The following is a 20,222-nucleotide window of genomic DNA, read 5'->3' as shown; positions in this document are numbered from 1 at the left end:
CGTCACCAGAACGGTGCTGGTGCGCCCAAATGGGAAATCTGCGTGTGTGAAGGCCTCGACAAGTGACCGGCTTCGATGAGCCATTATAATACTCAGGTTCCCTTCACACCGGATTCAAACCGGTCGTCACATTTCTCGCAGTCTTGCACCTCTCTGCCGTGCCCCTCCTGTTTAAGCGGTACGGAACTCCGTGTTTTGTCGCAGCATGGCAAATATGCCTCATCGAAAAATCAGTCGACTTTTGCAACAGAGCCTTTAAAGGCTCCAAGTGGCAAACATATGAAAACAAATTGCAACGCTTTGCAGGTCTACAGCATTCTGTTCAACAAGCCATCCTTCTTGAAGATCTGATGCCGCAAGACCAACCCGACATGACCCAGAATCGCGACGAGCAGGCACCATCCCGCTCCGATATGAGCCCACTTGGCGATGTCACGAAGTCCGTTATCTTTCGGTAGAGGTCTGGGCATCTCCCAAGCACCGAACAGATTGACGCCGTAATTGCCCCACATCACATAAAGCCACCCACTGACAGGCATGACGAACATTGCGAAATAAAAGACCTGCTCGACCCGATGAATGAATTTTTTCTCAGTATCTGAAAGTGTTGCGGCCCAGGGTGGAAGATTGCCCATCTGTCGGTTGATAATGCGAACGACAGCAAACAACAGCGCCAACAACCCAAGAGACTTGTGCCAATCATAGTAATCGTTAGTTACTATTCCTGCAAAGCTCGAATTGAATCCAATTGTCGTCATTATATGACCGCCAATATATTGCATAGCAAAAAGTATGACTATCGACCAGTGTAAGAATTTTGTGAGCGTGCCGTAACCGCTGTCAGAATTCAAAAGAGCCATTGTCTCGCATCCAGGATTGTTTTTGCAGAATAGCAGGACATTGTAGGAAACGCTCTGAAATGCAAGCACGCATGCCGTGAACATTGCCGGGCTGAATTTCGTGCGCTTGCCCTGGGGCATGGTCAGTCCGCTTTGGAATCAGCCTCCAGCCGCCGATAGATCGCCTGGCGCGGGACGCCGGCGGTCCGCGCAGCGGCCGTGATCGTCATGCCGCCCTGCCCTCTTCGCGGCAGCCCTGCCCTCTTTCATTCGCTGCCGGATCACATCCCGTTTGAATTCGGCAAAGGCCGCACTGATATGGAAAAACAGTCGCCCGCCCGGCGTTGTCGTGTCGATCGCTTCATGTAGCGATACGAAGTCAATACCAAGCCCCCCGATCCGTTCGACATCTTCAATCAGGAACTTCATCGACCGCGCCAGCCGGTCAAGCCGCGTCACGACCAGAGCGTCTCCTTCGGAGGCTGCCTGCAATGCGTGTTCGAGCTGCGGCTTACTAACCGCCCCTCCCGAAACACCCTTGTCATGAAAAATGCGCTCACATCCAGCGGCTCTGAGCGCGTCCCGTTGACCGGCACCTGACTGGTCGTCGGTCGATGTTCTGATATATCCGATTTTCATGTCCGGAATTAATCACGCCATGCAATTTTAGACAAGCCGAATAAAGGACAGTTTTCGGTTTCGGACACGTGGCGGGTTTCTGTGGCTGGCGGCGTCCTATAATTTTCAGATTGGGACTTTTCGGACGCGTCGTAAAGCCCTCCATTTCGGACACGCTAGGCGACGAGCGGACGTTCGCTGCAAGTGCAAACACATCTGGCTCAGTTGTCGGAAGCGGACTTTGGCATGACCTTACCTAGTTGCCGCGCAATAGTTCATCGCCGCGAGGCAAAAAGAAGTGTTCGCTCTGCGAAATCAGTCAGTTCGGCATCGTTGATCGCAACCGTCTGCCAAGCGGGGTTCGAGTCGTGGTGGAAAAGGTTCGCATACCCTAGTAAGGCTCTCAGTCCTGCAATGTCGCCTGCCGACAATATTTGGTTGTTCGCAACTACGCGCTGGTCGCACAGTTCGAGGAATGGGCCGAGAAGCGTCCCTGGCCGAAAATATTCGGGATAGGCAACGCGCATGAAGGCTTCCAGAATTGGCCGAAGCGCCGCTGCAACTTGACGTTCTTTGTCAGGATCGGCTGCCCGCAAGTAGCCCCTTACCAATTCATGACGCTTGTCGTGTTCCGAAATACTGTCGTTCCGGACGTCCCAAACGGAAATCTCGGAGCCAACGACGGCACGGTTGATGCGCAGCGCAGTAGATAGGTTCAAATCAGATTGTTCTCAGAGGTTGCAAAGAAACGGCTTCGAGTGGGAGAGGACAATCACCTGCTGCACTCTCGCGGCACGGTAGTCTGCAACTGCCTGACGAACATCAGGCGATAACGCCATGCGGTCCAGAGGTGCAGCAGCCTTCGCGTGAAGCTGTTCGAGCACTCCCTCGCGGGCAGCGTTCCACTGACGGGCGATAGCGGCGGTATCGATCTCGATTCCCGGCAGGTCGGCGAAGTCCTTCCAGAATTCGTGGGCCTGAACGGCGGTACGAATGTCTCGTTCAAACGCAGATGGAATGTCTCCGGCGTGGGTATCGCGTATCCCAACACCTGTCTGCCTGATTGCAAGTTTGAGGTCTTCTTAGGCTTGGCTGAAATAGGCGCGGTAGTGATCGATCAATTCCGAGTCGCCGAGATCCTGAGCACAGAAGGGGCAAATCTCGCCGTCATGTCCCTCGGAAACTGGTTCGATGCACGCCATGCCGTCCGAGACCCACGCCTCGCCGCCACGCCCGAGCCGGGCGATATGTGCACGAACGCGTTCGGCAGCGGGGTAATCGTCCCCAAAAACCAACGGGTTGAAAATTGGACTTCTCCGGCCTTTGATGCGCTTGGAGAACGACATGAAGAAATCAAGAATTACGGAAAGCCAGATCCTGGCAGTTTTGAAGCAGGGTGAGAGCGGGGTCCCAGTCGCCGATCTTTGCCGGGAGCACGGGATCAGCAACGCGACGTATTACAACTGGCGTTCCAAATATGGCGGGATGGACGCTTCGTTGATGTCTGAGATGAAGGCGATGGCCGAGGAGAACCGCCGACTGAAGAAGATGTATGCCGAGATGGCAATGCAGAACGAACTGCTGAAGGATGCTCTGGGAAAAAAGCCTTGAGGCCGTCTCAACGTAGAGAGATGGCCATGAATGCAATCCGTCTGCGTGGCGTGAGCATTGCGCTTGCTTGCCGGACTTTCCAGATCAGCGAAAGCTGCTATCGCTATGAACGCAAACTGGGCGACGAGAATGCCGAGATCGCAGACTGGCTGGTGCGGCTGACGACAACACACCGTACCTGGGGCTTCGGCTTGTGTTTCCTTTACCTGCGCAATGTCAAAGGCTTTGCTTGGAACCACAAGCGCGTCCGGCGGATTTATCGTGCTCTGGAGTTAAACCTGCGCATCAAACCGAAGAAGCGTCTGGTTCGGGAAAAGCCGGAGCCGTTGGTTGTGCCAAACGAGGCAAATGTCACCTGGTCAATGGACTTCATGTCGGATCAGTTGGCCGATGGGCGTAGCTTCAGGACTCTGAACGTGCTGGACGACTTCAACCGGGAGGGGTTGGGCATTGAGGTGGACATCTCCATTCAGGCCCTACGGGTAATCCGTACGCTGGAGCGGATCATCGAATGGCGCGGCAAGCCCCTTAACATCAGGGTGGACAATGGCCCGGAAAACGTCAGTGCGGCGTTGCAAATGTGGGCTTCACGGCGCGGGATCGGGCTGCAATACATCCAGCCCGGCAAACCGCAACAGAACGCCTATATCGAGCGCTACAACCGAACCGTCCGCCATGAATGGCTCGGACAATACATATTCAACACGATCAAGGAGGCACAGGATCACGCCACACGCTGGCTATGGACATACAACAATGAGCGGCCAAATATGGCCATCGGCGGCGTTACGCCGAAAATGAAACTGACAGCTGCAGCCTGAAGTCCAGTTATCGACCCCGCGAAAAATGGGATGATTACCAAGCCACCGGGCAAAGCTCTGTTTGAAGTTCTCGCACCTCCATATGGATTGAAGCCCTCAGACTTAGGAGAGGAATTTGAGGATCGCGGAGAACGCTTCCGCATCATCGTTCTGGAACCCAGACGGCCCAAATATCCGGTCAATGTCGAGCGCCTGTCCAACCGGAAAAAATACAAATTCTCCGCAGACAGCATCGCCATACTCCTGGCCAAAGCGCAACAGCGAAAATGATCTTCAAAGTCCGGGCAAGAGACCACGGCAACGCGTCTCGAAAAGCACGCTTATAGTGAACCAAACAACACAGACAGAAAACAAAAATTGGTGTTTGATCTTTTGTCAGATTTATAGATATCCCGACCGCTGATAGTAGGTGAATTATGCCCATAAGTTTCGAAAATTTCGGAAATATTGTACTCGCCAATCGGGAGCGCGTTGAAAATCCCAAGAAGAATACGGTCCGCTTGAATGCAGCTGGTGATCTTTATATTGATAAAGTCAGGTCAACTAAGTCTTTCCTTGGCAGGGCAGTTAGCTGGATCAGGTCTCTATCAAGTTCAACGCGAAATAGTGAAAACAAAACGGTCCGGATGAGGTTCCGTAGCTTTCTCGCAGATATCTACGGCCCCGATGTTGGCGCACAAATTTATAACAAAACTTGCTATTCGCGTTTCAGCTTGCGGTGGCGTCCATTGACTGTGCAGAAAATTCAAAATGCTGTTTATAGCAATAGCATGCAGCTTCAAAAAAATATAGATGTCACCAAGGCGCTGACGGCCATGCAGCAGATAGCTGCCTCATTTGAGAAAGAGGGTACAGGTAACCGTCTGGAGGAAGTTGGCGTTTTTAGAGTGCCGGGTCTAACAGACAATATGAATATTTTGGAGCATATGATCGGTGGTGATCGCTACCAGGTCAACTGGGATGTGTTGAAGGCGACAGATATGAGTAATTTGTATCTTCGCTTTGGTAAAGATCACACGAGTAAAAGCGTTCGAAACTATATGGCTAAAAAGTCAGCTGAATATGAAACTTGGATTTCTGAGAATGGGAAGCCCGAAGAGTTTTTTCATTTCGGAAAATTCGGAGCGTTTGAGAGTTTACCGCCCCAATTGCAGTTGCACTTGAAGGTAATGAAGTCGGTTGTTTCGCACACAGACAAAAACCTCATGGGCCACAATATGGGAAGGATGTTCAATCCAACTCTTTTTGGGCCATATTGCATAGCAAATGCCGCAGAGCGTGAGACTTTCATATCTGAATTAGTGAAACACTACATCGGTAATCCAACTGTCGCAGCAGACATGGATGCGCTAGATGTAAACAACATACCAATTGGTCGTGATGAGGTAACTACTAACGGGGACCTAACCTCAGAGAGGGGGGGCTTATCAAGAAACAGTCTTTCCGAGTCGCGGGACTCTAGCGTGCATTCGCGGGCGACTGTGGACATCCAGCGTCTCAGGCAGATTGTGGCCGTGAATCCGAATACCCACCTCTATGGTGGGCAGTCGAGCCGGTCTGACTTTGAAATCAACCAAGATCAAGATCTGGCGGAACTGAAAGAGCTCGTGGATAACTGGGACCCGAAAGACGATCATCACGATGTGGCGGTACTTGATGCGCTTGTGGCTTTGAATACTCCCAATAAGACAAATGATTAAGAATTTGATCAGCTTGTTGCGGAAGCAACTAAAAATATCGACGTCGACAGGTTGATATAACCGGACCCCAACCTGAGCAGCTTCTGCTGGGTCGATACATAACTGCAAAGCGACACCTGAACAGGTGTCGCTTTTAGGTGTACCCATCAGTGACAATCCAATGTGACACGCAAACGATGTCACAAATGATTGGTATTCCGTATTAAGTGACGTTACACGAGGGTAATCACCCTAATGTGACGGCTTCTCCATGGCTCGCATCGGATATGCCCGCGCCAGCTCCTCCGATCAAAATCTCGAAATCCAAAAGGAGCGTTTGAAAGCCGCCGGCTGCGAAGTCATCCGCTCGGAAACCGGATCCGGTTCCTCGCGAGACGGCCGCGGTGAATTGGAGACGATCATCCAGTTCCTCCACGCGGCTCTGTTGCAAAAGTCGACTGATTTTTCGATGAGGCAGCTTTCAACTTTGTTTTGGTGATTTTATGAATGCGTTTAAGGGCCGTCATTTCACGGGCGAAGTCGTGTTGTGGGCTGTTCGCTGGTATTGCCGTTACGGGGTCAGTTAGCGGGATCTTGAACAGATGATGGCCGAGCGCGGTGTTCGGGTCGATCATTCCACGATCTACCGGTGGGTGCAGACCTATGCACCTGAAATGGAAAAACGGTTGCGCTGGCAATGGCGCTGGCCAGTTTCGGGGAGTTGGCGGGTCGATGAGACCTACATCAAGGTCCGCGGAAAATGGACCTATCTCTACCGGGCGGTGGACAAGTTCGGCAACACCATCGATTTCTATCTCTCGGCCACCCGAAACACCAAGGCGGCGAAGCGGTTCCTGGGCAAAACCTTAAGGGGACTGAAAGACTGGGAGAAGCCCCATGCGATCAATACCGATAAGGCTCCCACCTACGGCGTGGCCATTTCCGAGCTGAAAGCGGAGGGCAAATGCCCACAAGACACTGAGCACCGCCAGGTCAAATATCTAAACAACGTCGTTGAAGCCGATCACGGCAAGCTGAAGCAGCTGATCCGGCCGGTGCACGGGTTCAAAACCCTAAAGTCTGCCTATGCGACCATCAAAGGATTTGAAGTGATGCGTGCCCTGCGCAAGGGGCAGGCCAGCATCTTCAACTTCACAAATGACATTGTCGGCGAGGCTCGCATCGTCGAACGAGCGTTCGGCATCGGTCCCTGTGCTCTGGCCGAAGCGATGACCATGCTTGAAAACCATCTTCAAGATGCCGAAGCTTGAACTGGAGTGCCGGGAAAGGTCGAGATCTGTCGGGACGCAATGTTTGCAATAGGGCCGTGAGGGCCCCGTCGCTGTAGGGAAAAAAACGCCCGCTCACGAGGAGCGGGCGTCTTTTTTCTGTGGGCTTCCACCGGATGTGAACATTTTACACGTACTTTCAACCCTCCCGAACTTGGCAATCCCGTTCTGATCAACACTCGTTGGCTTTAACAGCCATCGGGACTTGATTCTCCACAACTGAAGCAACTGGAGTGTCATTGAACATAACTATCGCGTTATCGTCGGCACCATGCTCCGACCCAGCCCTATCAGCGTAATAGACATTTTCATGCTTTATTTTGTAATTTTTCTCTTTTGTCCGATTTCTTTCTAACTCACAAAATCTATTCAAGTTCAGATTAATTCGTCTTTCTCTAGGAATGTCTTCAAGAAGCGTGAAATAAAACGTAGCCTCAGGTAAATTTGATACGGAACCTTGAGCTGTGCTATCAGTTCGGGCATTGCGTTGAACAGTTCCATTGGCCTGACGGAATTCGGGCGCCCGAGATTCAGCCCGTGGGTCAATGCGGCGTGAATGCCGGTTGAAAAAAAACACTCGTCGCCCCGCAAACGTCTTGAGCCCTAAAATAATCGAACTGCCTTTTTCTTTGAAAAAGGATATTATTTTTAAGATTGAATTTTTTCTTGTTTGAGGAACAGCCAAACCGTGTTGATTTTGTGGCTGCAAATTATGAACAGATTGATTCGTTTGAATGCTATTATCAGTCATTATTTTCTCCTCCCGTCATATTCGGTATTCCGATAAGTGTTCGTTAAATGATAGCTAACTACTCTCATACATTGAATAGTGTCCTCTATGTCATTTGATACGAAATTGCTGACTTTGCCCCGTAAATCCGGACCAAGGGTTAAATTCACGGCCCTGTTGCAAACATTGCGTCCCGACAGATCTCGACCTTTCCCGGCACTCCAGTTCAAGCTTCGGCATCTTGAAGATGGTTTTCAAGCATGGTCATCGCTTCAGCCAGAGCACAGGGGTAATCATCCCATTTTTCGCGGGGTCGATAACTGGACTTCAGGCTGCAGCTGTCAGTTTCATTTTCGGCGTAACGCCGCCGATGGCCATATTTGGCCGCTCATTGTTGTATGTCCATAGCCAGCGTGTGGCGTGATCCTGTGCCTCCTTGATCGTGTTGAATATGTATTGTCCGAGCCATTCATGGCGGACGGTTCGGTTGTAGCGCTCGATATAGGCGTTCTGTTGCGGTTTGCCGGGCTGGATGTATTCCAGCCCAATGCTTCGTCTCGAGGCCCATATCTGCAGTGCGGCACTGACGTTTTCCGGGCCATTGTCCACCCGAATATTCAACGGCCGGCCGCGCCATTCGATAATCCGCTCCAGAGTGCGGATTACCCGTAGGGCCGGAATGGAAACATCTACTTCAATGCCCAACCCCTCCCGGTTGAAGTCGTCCAGCACGTTCAGAGTCCTGAAGCTACGCCCATCGGCCAACTGATCCGACATGAAGTCCATTGACCAGGTGACATTTGCCTCGTTTGGCACAACCAACGGCTCCGGCTTTTCCCGAACCAGACGCTTCTTCGGGTTGATGCGCAGGTTTAACTCCAGAGCACGATAAATCCGCCGGACGCGCTTGTGGTTCCAAGCAAAGCCTTTGACATTGCGCAAATAAAGGAAACACAATCCAAAGCCCCAGGTACGATGTGTTGTCGTCAGCCGCACCAGCCAGTCTGCGATCTCGGCATTCTCGTCGCCCAGTTTGCGTTCATAGCGATAGCAGCTTTCGCTGATCTGGAAAGTCCGGCAAGCAAGCGCAATGCTCACGCCACGCAGACGGATTGCATTCATGGCCATCTCTCTACGTTGAGACGGCCTCAAGGCTTTTTTCCCAGAGCATCCTTCAGCAGTTCGTTCTGCATTGCCATCTCGGCATACATCTTCTTCAGTCGGCGGTTCTCCTCGGCCATCGCCTTCATCTCAGACATCAACGAAGCGTCCATCCCGCCATATTTGGAACGCCAGTTGTAATACGTCGCGTTGCTGATCCCGTGCTCCCGGCAAAGATCGGCGACTGGGACCCCGCTCTCACCCTGCTTCAAAACTGCCAGGATCTGGCTTTCCGTAAATCTTGATTTCTTCATGTCGTTCTCCAAGCGCATCAAAGGCCGGAGAAGTCCAATTTTCAACCCGTTGGTTTTTGGGGACGATTACCCAGGGACCGATGCCGAACGCTCGTTCGACGATGAGAGCCTCGCCGACAATGTCATTTGTGAAGTTGAAGATGCTGGCCTGCCCCTTGCGCAGGGCACGCATCACTTCAAATCCTTTGATGGTCGCATAGGCAGACTTTAGGGTTTTGAACCCGCGCACCGGCCGGATCAGCTGCTTCAGCTTGCCGTGATCGGCTTCAACGACGTTGTTTAGATATTTGACCTGGCGGTGCTCAGTGTCTTGTGGGCATTTGCCCTCCGCTTTCAGCTCGGAAATGGCCACGCCGTAGGTGGGAGCCTTATCGGTATTGATCGCATGGGGCTTCTCCCAGTCTTTCAGTCCCCTTAAGGTTTTGCCCAGGAACCGCTTCGCCGCCTTGGTGTTTCGGGTGGCCGAGAGATAGAAATCGATGGTGTTGCCGAACTTGTCCACCGCCCGGTAGAGATAGGTCCATTTTCCGCGGACCTTGATGTAGGTCTCATCGACCCGCCAACTCCCCGAAACTGGCCGGCGCCATTGCCAGCGCAACCGTTTTTCCATTTCAGGTGCATAGGTCTGCACCCACCGGTAGATCGTGGAATGATCGACCCGAACACCGCGCTCGGCCATCATCTGTTCAAGATCCCGCTAACTGACCCCGTAACGGCAATACCAGCGAACAGCCCACAACACGACTTCGCCCGTGAAATGACGGCCCTTAAACGCATTCATAAAATCACCAAAACAAAGTTGAAAGCTGCCTCATCGAAAAATCAGTCGACTTTTGCAACAGAGCCAACAAGTCTTCGGTCCGGGCACGGGTCGAACACGTATTCGCTTATCAGAAGACCAGATTTGGATTGTTCAACCGCGCAACCGCTTTTCATATGACGAACGTCACAGGAACCGAGCCGAAAAAAGCGGTTAGTAGAAACGAATGCAAATTTCACCTGCGAAAAAGAGTATTTCCCGACGACACTAAAACGGCCGTTCAAGAAATGACAAACACGCGCATACCTTTGAGCAGGGCGCAGGCTGGCGTCTACTTCCAACATCTTCGCGATGCGACGGGCAGGACTTTCAATATTGGCCAAGTAACCCGTATTGAGACGCCCTTTGATGTAGAGCAATTCTGTGCTGCGGCGCGCTGGGTCATTTCGCGCACACCGGCACTTAATATGGCAATCCGTGTCGATGATAAAGGCTTGTATCAGACACTTATCGATCGCCGCGACACACCGATCGCATGGCATGATTTGCGGGACTGCATTGATTGCGAACAGCGGAGGGTCGATATAATTGAAGCTTTGCTGGCCAAACCTTTTGATCTAGCCAACGATCCGCTGTTTCGTTGGACTCTGATCCAGAGTGACGACCGCTATGTAGATTGGGTTCAGGTTGGTCATCACGTAGTAGTGGACGGATATGCCGGTCGCATGCTGGCGAAGCATGTAGCCCAGGCATATAGCCGTGGTGACACGGAATGCGACGCCAACATTTCCCTAGCCGACTATCGGACTTATCTCGCAATTGAGGAGGCTTATGAGACCAGCACCTCATTCAAAAACGATCGACACTACTGGCTTGACTTGTTAGACGGGGTAGAAATAGTTGCGCCCTTTGAAGCAGCTGGCGTTCAGCGAGGGCAATCGCATTTCGTCAGGTCTCACTTAGTGCTTGAAGGCCTGCGATTGCAATCGCTCAATGCTACATCTGAGATCTTATCGAGTAATCCCTACCAGATTGTGACAGCAGCCATGGTCTTGATGGAAGCTATGCAGTCGAGACAGGACGATGTCGTGATTGCGATGCCCCTGGTGGGTCGCCTAGGTGCTGGCTCACGTTCAATGGTGTCAAACGCCTCCAATGTAGGCCATCTGCGAATACGCGATGTCTGGAGCAAGGACATTGAGACGCTTCTTGGAGAGATCGCTCGCCAGCAACGCGCTGCACTTCGTCACCAGCGCTACCGGCTAGAAGACGTCCGGCGCGATCTCTTTTCCGACAGACCCGGTGCAATTTTCTCGCGTGCGAGCATCAACTTGATGCCATTCGACTACGACTTAAGGTACGGCGCATCTCTCTCAACAACACACAATCTGTGCAATGGCCCGGTGGATGGAATCGCTTTGTCTATTTACCGAGAAACGAACGGAGCCCTGCATCTTGATTTAGATGGACATGCAAATGCGTTTGATCGGGCGCAACTTTGTCATTATGGCGATCAGCTACTCCACTTTGTCGAAGTGTTGAGCGCAAGTTCTGCCTCTGATTTACCACTGGCAAGCCTTGATCTTTTGCCACCTAGCCATAGACACCCACTTGTTGAGTTCAACGCGCCGGATCATTCGATTGACGACGGGCTTGTGCCGGACCTGTTCGAGCGCGTGGCACGTGACGCGCCTGATGCGATTGCGGTGATCTGCGGCGACGAGCGGCTGGATTATGCCGGACTTGATGCTGCGTCAAACCAGCTGGCGCGTTACCTAATAGGGCTTGGGGCCGGGCCCGAGACCGTCGTGGGGATCTGCATGGATCGCTCGATCACAATGGTGGTTGCCATCCTCAGCGTGATGAAGAGCGGGGCAGCCTACCTGCCGCTCGATCCAAACCATCCAGCCGAGCGTTTGTGTGAGATGCTAGTTGACAGCGCAGCTCTAGGCGTTCTGTGTAACACAGAGCTGAAGTCGGTGTTGGGAAGCGCGACGAGGACCATCATTGTGGATGCACAGGAGACAGCAGCGGCGATCTCAGCGCAAAGTTCGGCACCACTCACCAATGCCGACAGGCTAAGCTCGCTCAAGTCCGACAATCTCGCCTATCTGATCTATACGTCAGGTTCCACCGGTAAACCTAAACCCGTGGGGAATACATTCCGTAACATTGCTCGGCTAATGCAGGAAACGAACCATTGGTATCACTTTGGGTCCAATGATTGCTGGGCACTATTCCATTCAATCGCATTTGATTTTTCAGTTTGGGAAATCTGGGGGGCCCTTCTTTATGGAGGTAGTCTTGTCGTTGTTTCGGAAGAAGATAGACGATCGCCCGATAGGTTTGTGGAACTCCTGCACCGCGAAGGCGTCACTATTCTCAATCAGACACCTTCATCTTTTTACCAGCTGACAGAGGTACTTGGAACTCATCAACAATGCACTGAGCTGTCGCTGCGCTGCATCATATTCGGTGGAGAAGCACTCGAGCCAAGTCGTCTTGCACCATGGTATAGTCTTGGTCAGTCAGCACAGTTGGTGAACATGTATGGCATTACTGAAACGACAGTGCATGTCACCTATCAGCCGTTCGATGCACAATCGATTAGCACCATCAACGACAGTCGAATTGGTGTTGTAATTCCGGATCTCGGTGTCCACATTTTGGATTCTCATTTGCGCCGTGTTCCTGTTGGTGTTTGGGGTGAGATGTACATTTCGGGCGCGGGCCTTGCGCGCGGTTATGTGGGCCGTTCTGACCTTACAGCAGAGCGTTTTGTTGCCTGTCCGTTTGGTGTGTCGGGTGAGCGGATGTATCGGACGGGGGATCTGGGCCGGTGGCGCGCCGACGGGACGATTGAGTTCGGTGGTCGAGCCGACGATCAGGTCAAGCTGCGTGGCTTTCGCATTGAGCCGGGCGAGATTGCCGCTGTGTTGGGAGCCGAGAAGGGGGTCGGTCAGGCCGCCGTGGTGCTGCGTGAGATTGCCGGTGAGGCACGCCTGGTTGCCTATGTGACGGCTGCGCGCGATGGAGAGCTGCCTGGGGTGGATGATCTGCGCAAGACGCTTTCAGCGCGTCTTCCCGACTATATGATCCCATCGGCATTTGTGGTTCTAGAAGCACTGCCGCTGACCGCGAGCGGCAAGTTGGACCGTAAGGCCCTGCCATCGCCGCAGATTGTCGGCAGTGGTGTGCATGAAGCACCGTCGACAGCACATGAAGCGCTGTTGTGTCGGCTTTACGCAGAATTGACCGGAGCACATCAGGTAGGTGTCCAAGACGGGTTCTTTGCACTAGGGGGGCATTCGCTGCTGGCGATGCGGCTTGTCAGTCAAATCCGTGAAGAGACTGGCCTTGAGATTGGGTTGCGGGCAGTATTCAGCCATCCGACAGTCGCCGGGCTTGCCAGCGAACTGGATAAGGCGGAGCGGAGCAGCTTGCGGCCGGTTGAACGCGGCAGCGGACGTGATGCGGAGGGGCGTATGACGTTGTCCTTCGGTCAAGAGCGTTTGTGGGCACTGGATCGTCTGGATGGCGGTAGCAGCCAGTATAACATCCCACTGATGGTCGAACTGGATGGGGCGCTTGATGTTTGCGCGCTTGCAGCGGCGATCCGGGCGCTGGTGATGCGTCACGAGCCGCTGCGCACAGTGATTTCGGTTGAGGCTGGTGTTCCGGTGGGCCGTCTTCTGGATGAAGTGGAGATTGCACCGCTTGTGGAGGTGCATGACTTGTCGATCTCGCCTGAGGCGCTGCAGTCACATCTGGACGCAGTTGCGGGGCATGTGTTCGACCTTGCCGGAGGGCCAAGTCTTTACGGCCGCCTGCTGCGCCTTGGTGCCGATCGCCATGTCCTTGCGCTGGTGGTGCATCATGGGGCTGCCGATGGCCGTTCGCTTGCGGTATTGTTTGAGGAACTGTCGGCGCTTTATTGCGGCGAGGGACTGACCGACCTTGCGTGGACCTACAGCGATCATGCGCATTGGCAGCGTGAGTGGCTAGTGGAGAGCGGGACGCTGGAGCGTGGCCTATCCTATTGGCGGGCGCATTTGTCGGGTGCACCGGAGGTTCTGGACCTGCCGCTGGATCATACCCGTCAGGGGGATCGGGCGCGACATGCTGGCTATGTGCCTGTTCGCATCGACAGCGTGCTCGGGGAGCAGCTTTCAAGCCTTGCAGGCGAAGCCGGTGTGACGCTCTACTCGGTGCTTCTGGGGGTCTGGGGCCTTTTGCTTGGCCGGCTGTCGCGCCAGGATGAGGTTGTGATCGGGACACCGGTTGCCGGACGGACGGCGCCAGGCAGTGAGGCACTGATTGGCTTCTTCGTCAACACGATGGCGCTTCGCCTTGACCTGTCAGGCATGCCTGACCGTGATGAACTTCTGTCGCGGGTGCATGGTGTTGTCAGTGACGGGCTCGAACACGGGGATACGCCGTTCGAGCAGGTCGTTGATGCGCTGGATGTCGCGCGGTCATTATCGCAAGCGCCAGTGTTCCAGGCAATGTTTGCCTGGCAGAGCCAGGAGACGGCGGCGCTGTCGCTGGAGAGGATGACAGCGCGGTCGCTCGATATGGGCCTCGCACAGGCGAAGTTCGACGTTACGCTGTCACTTGCCCCTCAGGCAGACGGATCGATATCGGGTGCGCTGGAATATGACGCGGATCTGTTCGACGTGGAGACGGTGTCTGGCTGGACCGTGATGTTTGAGCGGCTTGTCCTTGAATTGGTGAAAACCAAGGAGAAGCATCCCGTGGCGCTGCTGGAGTTGGTCGGCGAGGCGGACTTGGCCCCACTTGTTGAGTTCAACGCGCCGGATCATTCGATTGACGACGGGCTTGTGCCGGACCTGTTCGAGCGCGTGGCACGTGACGCGCCTGATGCGATTGCGGTGATCTGCGGCGACGAGCGGCTGGATTATGCCGGACTTGATGCTGCGTCAAACCAGCTGGCGCGTTACTTAATAGGGCTTGGGGCCGGGCCCGAGACCGTCGTGGGGATCTGCATGGATCGCTCGATCACAATGGTGGTTGCCATCCTCAGCGTGATGAAGAGCGGGGCAGCCTACCTGCCGCTCGATCCAAACCATCCAGCCGAGCGTTTGTGTGAGATGCTAGTTGACAGCGCAGCTCTAGGCGTTCTGTGTAACACAGAGCTGAAGTCGGTGTTGGGAAGCGCGACGAGGACCATCATTGTGGATGCACAGGAGACAGCAGCGGCGATCTCAGCGCAAAGTTCGGCACCACTCACCAATGCCGACAGGCTAAGCTCGCTCAAGTCCGACAATCTCGCCTATCTGATCTATACGTCAGGTTCCACCGGTAAACCTAAACCCGTGGGGAATAGTCATGGAGGATTGGCGGCTACGTTTGTCGGTCTAGAGCGTGCCGGGGTTGACTTCGCCAAAAACGATAATGTTCTCGCGCTGACGACGCTTAGCTTCGACATCTCCGTGGTTGAACTGATCTATCCGATTGTGTCAGGCGCCTGTGTGACCGTTGTTTCCACGGAACAGTCCAAGGATCTAAATAGTATACCAGATCTTATTGCCAAACATGGTGTTACAGTTGCGCAGGCAACGCCGTCCATGTGGCGTACCATCTCCTCGAACACTCCGAAACTGCGCTTGGTTCTTTGTGGGGGTGAGGCAATCGATGCCGATCTAGCCAACAGCTTGCGGAGCGTTGGTGCAGCGGTAAACCTCTATGGTCCGACAGAAACTACGATCTGGAGTACCTCGTGTCATCTTTATGATGATCGAATAGACATTGGCAGCCCGCTCGCAAATGAACAGATCCACATTTTGGATTCTCATTTGCGCCGTGTTCCTGTTGGTGTTTGGGGTGAGATGTACATTTCGGGCGCGGGCCTTGCGCGCGGTTATGTGGGCCGTTCTGACCTTACAGCAGAGCGTTTTGTTGCCTGTCCGTTTGGTGTGTCGGGTGAGCGGATGTATCGGACGGGGGATCTGGGCCGGTGGCGCGCCGACGGGACGATTGAGTTCGGTGGTCGAGCCGACGATCAGGTCAAGCTGCGTGGCTTTCGCATTGAGCCGGGCGAGATTGCCGCTGTGTTGGGAGCCGAGAAGGGGGTCGGTCAGGCCGCCGTGGTGCTGCGTGAGATTGCCGGTGAGGCACGCCTGGTTGCCTATGTGACGGCTGCGCGCGATGGAGAGCTGCCTGGGGTGGATGATCTGCGCAAGACGCTTTCAGCGCGTCTTCCCGACTATATGATCCCATCGGCATTTGTGGTTCTAGAAGCACTGCCGCTGACCGCGAGCGGCAAGTTGGACCGTAAGGCCCTGCCATCGCCGCAGATTGTCGGCAGTGGTGTGCATGAAGCACCGTCGACAGCACATGAAGCGCTGTTGTGTCGGCTTTACGCAGAATTGACCGGAGCACATCAGGTAGGTGTCCAAGACGGGTTCTTTGCACTAGGGGGGCATTCGCTGCTGGCGATGCGGCTTGTCAGTCAAATCCGTGAAGAGACTGGCCTTGAGATTGGGTTGCGGGCAGTATTCAGCCATCCGACAGTCGCCGGGCTTGCCAGCGAACTGGATAAGGCGGAGAAAGGACAGCTACCCTATCACCCGATTGTACCACTGAAGCAGGGCGGCGATCACACGCCATTGTTTTGCGTGCATCCTGCTAGCGGTATTGCGACGGTTTACAGAAAACTCGCGATGACTTTGACTTGCGATTGCCCAGTCTATGGACTACAGGCACGAGGTCTCGAGTCTAGCAGAGAGAAGCCTTTCGAAACTATCGAGCAAATGGCGGCATGCTATTTAGCTGCTATGCGTTTGATACAGCCTGTGGGTCCATATCGGCTGATCGGATGGTCGTTTGGTGGCCGAGTTGCCTTAGAAATAGCGCAGTTAATTGAGACAGCTGGTGAAGAAATCGAACAAATCATACTGCTTGACAGTCCGGTCGCCGAAACTAACCATAGAGTAGCAGCAGTCACAAACGAAGACATGCTAAAAGAAGTCGCTCGTGATCTAGGTATCGTTATTGCAGACGTTGCCTTGGAAAATCAGAGAGAGAGATTATTTAATGCGTTGATAGAACGCGGAGATATAGCCCAAACGGCCAACGTCGACATTCTCGATCGTGTCGTGGTTTGTTTGACGAATTCAATAAAGATGTTGGAAGCACACAGATTGCAGCGGCTTGTTAGTCCGGTTGTTTATATCAAAGCCAGCGACAATAAGACGGCAGATCTAAAGGAAAAGCTCACTGAAATCACAGCTGGACCAACTACGCTAGTGCCAGTGGAGGCCACTCATGGACAGATATGTTCTAATAAATTCAGTGTTCGAATTGCAGATATTTTGAATGCAACATTGAGGTAGGAACGGCACGGGAAAATGATGAGGTAATCATCCCATTTTTTGTGGGTTATAAAACTGGACTTCAGGCTGCTGTTTTCAGTTTCATTGCGGGTGTAATTCCGCCAATGGCCATGTTGGGCCGCCCATCGTTGTATGTCCATAGCCATCGTGTGGCGTGGTCCTGCGCCTCCTTGATCGCCTCGAATATGTATTGTCCGAGCCATTCATGGCGGATGGTTCGGTTGTAGCGTTCGACATAGGCGTTCTGTTGCGGCTTGCCGGGCTGGATGTATTCCAGCCCAATGCTTCGTCTCGAGGCCCATATCTGCAGTGCGGCACTGACGTTTTCCGGGCCATTGTCCACCCGAATATTCAACGGCCGGCCGCGCCATTCGATAATCCGCTCCAGAGTGCGGATTACCCGTAGGGCCGGAATGGAAACATCTACTTCAATGCCCAGACCTTCTCGGTTGAAGTCGTCCAGCACGTTCAGAGTCCTGAAGCTACGCCCATCGGCCAACTGATCCGACATGAAGTCCATTGACCAGGTGACATTTGCCTCGTTTGGCACAACCAACGGCTCCGGCTTTTCCCGAACCAGACGCTTCTTCGGGTTGATGCGCAGGTTTAACTCCAGAGCACGATAAATCCGCCGGACGCGCTTGTGGTTCCAAGCAAAGCCTTTGACATTGCGCAAATAAAGGAAACACAATCCAAAGCCCCAGGTACGATGTGTTGTCGTCAACCGCACCAGGTGACCTGCTCCCCTGAAAGTTCCTGGTTTTGAGGTTAGTCTGTTCCCAACTGAAGGAAACAGACGATGAAGCGGTCCAGGTTCTCTGAAGAACAGATCATCGGTATTTTGAAAGAACATCAGGCGGGCATATCGGCAGCCGAGCTTTGCCGCAAATACGGTGTCAGCAACGCGACGTATTACATCTATGGACAGCTCTCCCGATGCAAGGTTTTTGAGATCTGATCGAAGCCGGTATCTGGGTGCCAACATCTATCCGGCGTCACCAGAACGGTGCTGGTGCGCCCGGCACAGATCGGCAACCGGCACGCCGCTCTCACCCTGCTTTAAAATTGCCAGGATCTGGCTTTCCGTGAATCTTGATTTCTTCATCTCGTTCTCCAAGCGCATCAAAGGCCGGAGAAGTCTAATTTTCAACCCATTGGTTTTCGGGGATGATTACCATGACATGGGTCATTATTGAATGGGTCCGGTTCCCTCTCTACTTGATTAGCGTCTCCACGCTTATGAAGTTTTGCAAATACCGACACAACCCTATTTTAAACGAGCCTTGTGTCTTGACCAATTCAAAACCTCGCGACATCATAAATTCAATGTTCGCAATCGGAGCTGGGCAACGACATTCTTCCTATTGAAGAAATTGTGTTGACTTGATAGAAATTTCGATGATGAGTTGCATTTTTATTATCGATACCATCGAATATTACTGGGCGAGACTGTCTAAATGCGTCGCGCAAATATGAACAGACGAGGTGATTGACTTGGAAAAAAACTGGAGTATCGACGGCGACGAGTTCATGGTGCTCGTCAATGACGAAGAACAGTACTCACTTTGGCCTTCCGCACAGCCTATTCCAGAGGGCTGGCGCCAAGTAGGGCCTATCGGGGCTAAGCAGGAGTGCCTCAAATGGATCAACCGGAACTGGCCCGACATAGCGCCACTTTCGATCAGAAGCTCTCAGACCTAAGTGCAACTTCGAACCGGTCCGGTCGTCTGGTCTCTGTAGATGATAAGTCTTGTGCAGCCTTCCAAAAAGCGGCGGCACTAGTCCAATCAGGAAAGATCGTTTTAATCCACTCGAGTCTGATGGCTGATACCAAAGAGATGACTAATTTGCAGTATCTCAGTCCTCAAGAACGTCTGAGATTCGATGCCTACGTCTCAAAGCAAGCTGCCCGATTGTTCGTGACTGGTAGGCGACTAGTTAAGCAATTCTTTGCTAGCTGGATTGGTTGCTCAGCCTTCGAGATCGGCGTCACAATACAAGAGAACCTTAAACCCGAGATCATTTCGCCGACAATTCTGCAAGCCCCAGTCCTCCCTCAATTCAACATATCGCACTCGTGCAATCAGGTAGTATTGGCACTCGCCGATCGACTGGCTATCGGCGTCGATATAGAATTGTCAACGAATATTGACGCGAATTGTCAGCAAACGCTTTATCAAGTTTTCACGCACAACGAAGCCGCCTTTATAAGCGAACCGGATGCATATGAAACGCGCCTTGAACGCTTTTTGGCTATCTGGCGCGCTAAGGAGGCCGTTATAAAGGCGACTGGCCTCGGCTTCGCGTTGCAGCCGAACAGTTTCTCGGTACTTGAAGCCAAGGGCGTTTTTAGCCCATCTGTTTATGCCGATTCTAGACTATGGCAACTTGACAGTTTGTGCCTTACGCCGCAGCTTCAGGCTGCATGCGCCTGGGAAATTACCTAGCCATCTTGGAATTTTTGGGGCGATATGGCCAAGTTAACGAAGGCAACGCTGGCCCGTAATCGCATTCTGCCGAGCGAAACAATCCTGGCGCGCAACCAGCGCCCCACTCTTCCCCGCAAGACGATAGCCGAGGAGCACCGTGTTGTTGTGGACTGGGTCCGCCTTGAGGGGTTCTGCCGCAAACATTTAATCTGTCGGTTTCCTTTTTGCGTATCTCGGTTTAGGAGGCGGTCCTCCGTTCAGATTTTTCCAGGTATTTAGCGTTGATCCGTTTCAACGGCAGCCAGTTCCCGAAAGTCGTGGTTGTGTTCGCCGTTTTCTTCTATGTCCGCTATGGGGTTTCCTACCGGGATTTGGAAGAAATCATGGAAGAGCGCGGTGTTGATCTGGACCACACAACACTGAACCGCTGGGTCATTCGCTACAGCCCGGCAATTGCTGCAAAGGTCAAAGCCAGAAAGCGGCCCGTGTGTTCGTCCTGGAAAATGGATGAAACCTATGGTGCGCCTCGTCCCGGATGGCCCGGGGGGCATATGACTGGAATGCATTGTGAAAAGAGGAATGGAAGATTGCCTTGTCCCCTGCAGCAAGGGGCATGAGCCCAAGCGGCTGTGACCTGCTGGTAATCGTCCCCAAAAACCAACGGGTTGAAAATTGG

The 20,222-nt window shown here is 53.2% G+C and carries 13 protein-coding genes and 6 pseudogenes; 11 read left to right on the top strand and 8 right to left on the bottom strand.

The genetic code is table 11. The annotated features are described in order from the left end of the window. Nucleotides 1-308: 308 nt before the first annotated feature. The 3 genes from FIV00_RS03115 to FIV00_RS30050 all read right to left on the bottom strand — a co-directional run bounded on the left by FIV00_RS03115 (nt 309) and on the right by FIV00_RS30050 (nt 2,176). The gene (locus FIV00_RS03115; protein ID WP_247649397.1) at nt 309-782 is read right to left on the bottom strand and encodes a cytochrome b; all 474 of its coding nucleotides are present in this window, start codon (nt 780-782) and stop codon (nt 309-311) included. A 216-nt stretch (nt 783-998) separates the two neighbouring features. Then, on the bottom strand, nt 999-1,478 hold the full coding sequence (locus FIV00_RS03110) for a recombinase family protein (protein WP_209006795.1): 480 nt from the start codon (nt 1,476-1,478) through the stop codon (nt 999-1,001). A 254-nt stretch (nt 1,479-1,732) separates the two neighbouring features. After that, a complete protein-coding gene (locus tag FIV00_RS30050) occupies nt 1,733-2,176 on the bottom strand; it encodes a hypothetical protein (protein WP_209006794.1) in 444 nt (147 codons plus the stop codon). 147 nt (nt 2,177-2,323) lie between these two features. Here FIV00_RS30050 and FIV00_RS30045 point away from each other — a divergent pair, with 147 nt between their 5' ends. The 6 genes and pseudogenes from FIV00_RS30045 to FIV00_RS03080 all read left to right on the top strand — a co-directional run bounded on the left by FIV00_RS30045 (nt 2,324) and on the right by FIV00_RS03080 (nt 6,839). Further along, entirely contained in the window at nt 2,324-2,857 is a 534-nt protein-coding gene (locus tag FIV00_RS30045; protein WP_209006793.1) for a hypothetical protein, read from the top strand. Beyond that, nucleotides 2,802-3,889, top strand: a protein-coding gene (locus tag FIV00_RS03100; protein WP_371419566.1) for an IS3 family transposase whose coding sequence is annotated in 2 segments (ribosomal slippage) — nt 2,802-3,063 and nt 3,063-3,889 — 1,089 coding nt in all. Because the reading frame shifts where the segments join, the coding sequence is not laid out codon by codon here. Before FIV00_RS30045 ends, FIV00_RS03100 begins: the two co-directional genes overlap by 56 nt. A gap of 30 nt (nt 3,890-3,919) precedes the next feature. Next, the gene (locus tag FIV00_RS03095) at nt 3,920-4,159 is read left to right on the top strand and encodes a hypothetical protein (protein WP_152499432.1); all 240 of its coding nucleotides are present in this window, start codon (nt 3,920-3,922) and stop codon (nt 4,157-4,159) included. 146 nt (nt 4,160-4,305) lie between these two features. After that, nucleotides 4,306-5,589 carry a hypothetical protein gene (locus FIV00_RS03090; protein WP_152499431.1) on the top strand — a complete coding sequence of 428 codons (1,284 nt, stop codon included), beginning with the start codon at nt 4,306-4,308 and terminating at the stop codon, nt 5,587-5,589. Between the two features lie 250 nt (nt 5,590-5,839). After that, nucleotides 5,840-6,067, top strand: a complete 228-nt coding sequence (locus tag FIV00_RS03085; protein ID WP_305773833.1) for a recombinase family protein — start codon at nt 5,840-5,842, stop codon at nt 6,065-6,067. Nucleotides 6,068-6,071: 4 nt separating this feature from the next. Beyond that, nucleotides 6,072-6,839, top strand: a pseudogene (locus tag FIV00_RS03080) (IS6 family transposase). Between the two features lie 190 nt (nt 6,840-7,029). On the opposite strand, the gene FIV00_RS03075 reads toward FIV00_RS03080, so the two are convergent. The 3 genes and pseudogenes from FIV00_RS03075 to FIV00_RS03065 all read right to left on the bottom strand — a co-directional run. After that, nucleotides 7,030-7,608 carry a hypothetical protein gene (locus FIV00_RS03075; protein ID WP_152499430.1) on the bottom strand — a complete coding sequence of 193 codons (579 nt, stop codon included), beginning with the start codon at nt 7,606-7,608 and terminating at the stop codon, nt 7,030-7,032. 306 nt (nt 7,609-7,914) lie between these two features. Further along, nucleotides 7,915-9,002 (bottom strand): IS3 family transposase gene (locus FIV00_RS03070; protein WP_371419565.1). Its coding sequence is split into 2 segments (ribosomal slippage): nt 7,915-8,741 and nt 8,741-9,002, totalling 1,089 coding nucleotides; the frame shifts between segments, so codons are not numbered across the junction. 73 nt (nt 9,003-9,075) lie between these two features. Next, nucleotides 9,076-9,783, bottom strand: a pseudogene (locus FIV00_RS03065) (IS6 family transposase); the annotation flags it as partial. Nucleotides 9,784-10,049: 266 nt separating this feature from the next. Here FIV00_RS03065 and FIV00_RS03060 point away from each other — a divergent pair. Further along, the gene (locus FIV00_RS03060; RefSeq protein ID WP_173005854.1) at nt 10,050-17,117 is read left to right on the top strand and encodes a non-ribosomal peptide synthetase; all 7,068 of its coding nucleotides are present in this window, start codon (nt 10,050-10,052) and stop codon (nt 17,115-17,117) included. A 61-nt stretch (nt 17,118-17,178) separates the two neighbouring features. On the opposite strand, the pseudogene FIV00_RS03055 reads toward FIV00_RS03060, so the two are convergent. Beyond that, a pseudogene (locus tag FIV00_RS03055) lies at nt 17,179-17,859 on the bottom strand (IS3 family transposase); the annotation flags it as partial. Between the two features lie 57 nt (nt 17,860-17,916). Between FIV00_RS03055 and FIV00_RS03050 the strand changes: the two are divergent. Continuing rightward, nucleotides 17,917-18,033: pseudogene (locus tag FIV00_RS03050) on the top strand (transposase); the annotation flags it as partial. 96 nt (nt 18,034-18,129) lie between these two features. Here FIV00_RS03050 and FIV00_RS03045 read toward each other — a convergent pair. Then, nucleotides 18,130-18,222 (bottom strand): annotated as a pseudogene (locus FIV00_RS03045) (transposase); the annotation flags it as partial. Between the two features lie 425 nt (nt 18,223-18,647). On the opposite strand from FIV00_RS03045, the gene FIV00_RS03040 reads away from it, so the two are divergent. The 3 genes and pseudogenes from FIV00_RS03040 to FIV00_RS03030 form a co-directional block, all read left to right on the top strand. Beyond that, on the top strand, nt 18,648-18,818 hold the full coding sequence (locus FIV00_RS03040) for an MbtH family protein (protein WP_152504090.1): 171 nt from the start codon (nt 18,648-18,650) through the stop codon (nt 18,816-18,818). Further along, nucleotides 18,758-19,564 carry a 4'-phosphopantetheinyl transferase superfamily protein gene (locus tag FIV00_RS03035; protein WP_152499427.1) on the top strand — a complete coding sequence of 269 codons (807 nt, stop codon included), beginning with the start codon at nt 18,758-18,760 and terminating at the stop codon, nt 19,562-19,564. Before FIV00_RS03040 ends, FIV00_RS03035 begins: the two co-directional genes overlap by 61 nt. Before the next feature lie 263 nt (nt 19,565-19,827). Next, nucleotides 19,828-20,085, top strand: a pseudogene (locus FIV00_RS03030) (IS6 family transposase); the annotation flags it as partial. Between the last annotated feature and the right edge of the window lie 137 nt (nt 20,086-20,222).

The organism is Labrenzia sp. THAF82 (assembly GCF_009363435.1).
Lineage (GTDB): Bacteria > Pseudomonadota > Alphaproteobacteria > Rhizobiales > Stappiaceae > Roseibium > Roseibium porphyridii.
The sequence above is the reverse complement of the archived record's forward strand: the minus strand, read 5'-3'. Positions and strand labels throughout refer to the sequence as shown.

Bases quoted from the DNA above. Each gene is read 5' to 3' on its own strand.
- FIV00_RS03090 (WP_152499431.1), top strand. From the start codon at position 4,306: ATGCCCATAAGTTTCGAAAATTTCGGAAATATTGTACTCGCCAATCGG.
- FIV00_RS03115 (WP_247649397.1), bottom strand. From the start codon at position 782: ATGCAATATATTGGCGGTCATATAATGACGACAATTGGATTCAATTCG.
- FIV00_RS03095 (WP_152499432.1), top strand. From the start codon at position 3,920: ATGATTACCAAGCCACCGGGCAAAGCTCTGTTTGAAGTTCTCGCACCT.
- FIV00_RS03040 (WP_152504090.1), top strand. From the start codon at position 18,648: ATGGTGCTCGTCAATGACGAAGAACAGTACTCACTTTGGCCTTCCGCA.
- FIV00_RS03110 (WP_209006795.1), bottom strand. From the start codon at position 1,478: ATGAAAATCGGATATATCAGAACATCGACCGACGACCAGTCAGGTGCC.
- FIV00_RS03060 (WP_173005854.1), top strand. From the start codon at position 10,050: ATGACAAACACGCGCATACCTTTGAGCAGGGCGCAGGCTGGCGTCTAC.
- FIV00_RS03085 (WP_305773833.1), top strand. From the start codon at position 5,840: ATGGCTCGCATCGGATATGCCCGCGCCAGCTCCTCCGATCAAAATCTC.
- FIV00_RS03075 (WP_152499430.1), bottom strand. From the start codon at position 7,608: ATGACTGATAATAGCATTCAAACGAATCAATCTGTTCATAATTTGCAG.
- FIV00_RS03035 (WP_152499427.1), top strand. From the start codon at position 18,758: ATGGATCAACCGGAACTGGCCCGACATAGCGCCACTTTCGATCAGAAG.